The organism is Flavobacterium terrigena (genome assembly GCF_900108955.1).
GTDB lineage: Bacteria > Bacteroidota > Bacteroidia > Flavobacteriales > Flavobacteriaceae > Flavobacterium > Flavobacterium terrigena.
The window spans coordinates 1-3,200 of record NZ_FNYA01000018.1 but is presented as its reverse complement, the minus strand read 5'-3'; the positions used below and the strand labels follow the sequence as shown (position 1 = coordinate 3,200).

The following is a 3,200-nucleotide window of genomic DNA, read 5'->3' as shown; positions in this document are numbered from 1 at the left end:
GAACATGTAGCTGCTCCTGTAGCAATTGTTGGAACGGCTGGTGGGTTACTTACATTAATAACCCCCGTTGCTGTAGCAGCCGGCGTACATCCTCCAGTAGTAGTAACTGTATAATTAAATGGACCTGCAACTGAAGGAGTACCACTAATAGTAACCACATTACCTACCCAAGAACCTGAAACCCCTGTTGGTAAACCTCCAAAAGTAGCACCTGTTGCACCACCTCCAGTAGTATAAACTATGTTAGTTATTGAAGTATTTATACAAACCGTTTGATTTGTTGTTGCTATAGCTGACGTTAAAACTATAGTTGGAGACGTTGTATAATCAACAAAAACTGTATCTGTTGCAATACATCCGCCTGGCGCAATAACAGTTAAAGTATATGTAGTATCTACTGTTGGACAAACAGTTGGGGTTAATGTATTCCCATTAGTCATACCTGTTGTAGGTGACCAAGAAACTGTATTTGTTGCAATTATCACTTGAAGGTTTGTTATTGAACCTGTTCCTCCTCCTCCACCGCGTGTATCTTTAACATTCAATGTGAAATTCCCATTTAATGTTCCTGTATAACCTGCATATACTGCAGGTGGAATACAATATGTTTGAGTTCCAGAACCTGATAATGGCGTTAATGTTGAATTATAAACAGTACCATCAGGCATTGTAATAGTTATTGCATTTGCATTACCATTTTGACCGATATCAGGTAAACTCGAGTGGTTCAATGTAAAACAAATTGAACCAATCGATGAAGCTGAATTTACAATTCCTGAAGAGGTAACTGAGGTATTAGCTCCTCCTGTATTATTATTCGGAATTGCAACGGTCGTTGAATTAGCAAAAGTTGTATTAAAAGTACCCGCAGCAATTGAAGAAGTTCCACTTAAGTTAACACAAGCACTTCCACAAACTACTGTGTCTGTTCCTGCATTTATTGTTAAAGGCACAACAGTTACAGTAACTGTCTGCGGCGCTCCTGGACAACCGCCTGGAGTTGAAGTTGGAATTACAGTATAAGTAACAACCTGATTGACACCAGTTAAGTTGACTAATGTATTACTTAATGTACTTGATGTTTGCAATGTTGTACTTTCACCCGTAACATTCGCATTATTAGTAGCAATCCATGTATATGTAGCCGGAGAACTCGCAGTTAAAGGAATTGAAACAGTTCCACCGCTACAAATAGTTGCAGTATTAGCACTCGTCATAACAGGGCCAGCAGCCATAACTGCTGAGAATATATTTGAAGGGTCGTTCTGACAAGCAGGACTTGACCAAGAGCCTGATTCACCATCACCACTTGTATCCATAGTTACAGATAAACTTTGTCCTGCTACACAAGTAGAACTTACTGTTAAATCAAAGCAAAACTGCCAGTTAAGACCTGTTCCACTACAATTATCTCCGTAGTTATCCGTAACACTTGTTCCAGCATCGGCACTATCGAAATAAAACCCTGTTCCCCAGTTTGTTGAATTTACATTACCTATTCCTGTTGGGAAAAAAGCCCATGTTCCGCCTGCAGCTTGACAAGTCGCTGCAACACTAGTATTAGTAACAGTACCAGTCCATCCTGGTCCCATTGCAATTTGCACACCATGAAACCAGTTTGCGTTAGTTTGTTCCCATTCAGATACGGTATAACAAAAACGAACTACCTGTCCTGGAACATACGTTCCGCTGACAGGTAAAGGTGAAGCTACCAATGTACTTGTACGCAAACAATTATCGCAATTAATACTATTATTAACAGCTATCGAAAAGTTAGCATCAGTAGCAGCTGGAGTTCCACCACTCACTTGTATATAATAAGTTTGTCCTACTGACAAGGAAGTTGCTGTCAATGTTCCATTACCACTTCCGCCAAGATTAGTACAACCTGCTCCTGCTAATGTATTACAATTGTTTCCTGACCAAAGACCTATACTAGCATTTGGAAATCCATTTATGGTAATATTTGCTGTAGAACCAGACGCAACAAATGTGTACCAAACATCTAATGCTGGAGATTGCATATTACCACCTCCAGAACAGTTTGTCATATACACATATGGATTCGCACCAGTTGCAGCAACTGTTGTTTGATTGTTTAAAGTTACTGTTGCTCCTGTTTCAACCCCTCCAAATATACTACATGTTGGTGGTACTGGTAAAGTCCCTAAACTAGTTGCATTTGAACAATTGTCGTTAGCAGGTTGAGCATATGCATTATTTATAAAAAGCATCATCAAGATTGATGCTAATAATTGTTTGTAAAATTTCATCATATTTATTACAATTATAATTTATCACTCTCGTGTTTAGCATTCATTGAAGAATTATATCCTTTAGCTATATAGCCATTGGATGTAATTGACCAAACTATATTTTTTACCATTATAGTATCATCAGTGATATAACAATTATCAGACAATGCAGGCGACTGACTCATTTCTTTTTTTGAAAAAAGCCTAACAACTGAACCGTCATCAAAAGTAATATCGTTAGATTTTGAAAAGTAATAATGGCCACACATATCTGCCTTTTGAAAAGCAGCAGTTAAAGCCTCTTTTGAATATTTGTTTCCTACCTTAATTACGGTAAATCTCGCATCATTACTTTGCGAGTAAACAGATAAACATAGCATCATAAATACGAAGAGTAATAGTTTTTTCATAAATTTTTAATAGTTAAGTAGATTATTTCAACAGCACAATATAAAAAATAATCCAACAACTTAACAAATTTTTAAGAGATATTTTAACAAAAACACATATTTACTAAAAAAAATCACAAAAAAAGTCCGTATTTTAAGCACATACAGACTTTTTTACAAATAATAAATTTATAATTTTTTTAACGTAAAATGTAAATTAAATCATTTTGGTAGTTCTTTTCCGATGATCATCAGTACACTAAAAAACTTTATGCATTCCTTATTACATCAATACATAAAAGTTTTCAATTTTATCCCATAAAAAAGCCTGTATTTAAAAATACAGGCTTTTTTATTATTTAATTTCTATTATCTCTTCAACGAGAAGTGTGATTTAAATTGTTTTTGTTGATCGTTTTCGGTAAAATCAATTGTGAACCAATAATCTGTTGAAGGAGCTTGTTGCCCATTATAGGTTCCATCCCATCCTGCACTTTGATCTGTTGGACTTAATTGTTTAATTAATTTTCCGTATCTATCAAAGATATATAGTTTA

Annotated in this window: 3 protein-coding genes; all 3 read right to left on the bottom strand. The window is 35.7% G+C overall.

Annotated elements, in window-relative coordinates; translation table 11 throughout:
- A partial coding sequence (locus BMX42_RS14435) for a PKD-like domain-containing protein (RefSeq protein WP_143055669.1) occupies window positions 1-2,276 on the bottom strand: 2,276 nt, incomplete at its 3' end.
- A gap of 11 nt (window positions 2,277-2,287) precedes the next feature.
- A complete protein-coding gene (locus tag BMX42_RS14430) occupies window positions 2,288-2,638 on the bottom strand; it encodes a hypothetical protein (RefSeq protein WP_143055668.1) in 351 nt (116 codons plus the stop codon).
- A 375-nt stretch (window positions 2,639-3,013) separates the two neighbouring features.
- Window positions 3,014-3,200: T9SS type B sorting domain-containing protein (locus BMX42_RS14425; protein ID WP_143055667.1), on the bottom strand; the 187-nt coding region annotated here is incomplete at its 5' end.

Coding starts and splice junctions, on each gene's coding strand:
- BMX42_RS14430 (WP_143055668.1), bottom strand. CDS start 2,638: ATGATGCTATGTTTATCTGTTTACTCGCAAAGTAATGATGCGAGATTT.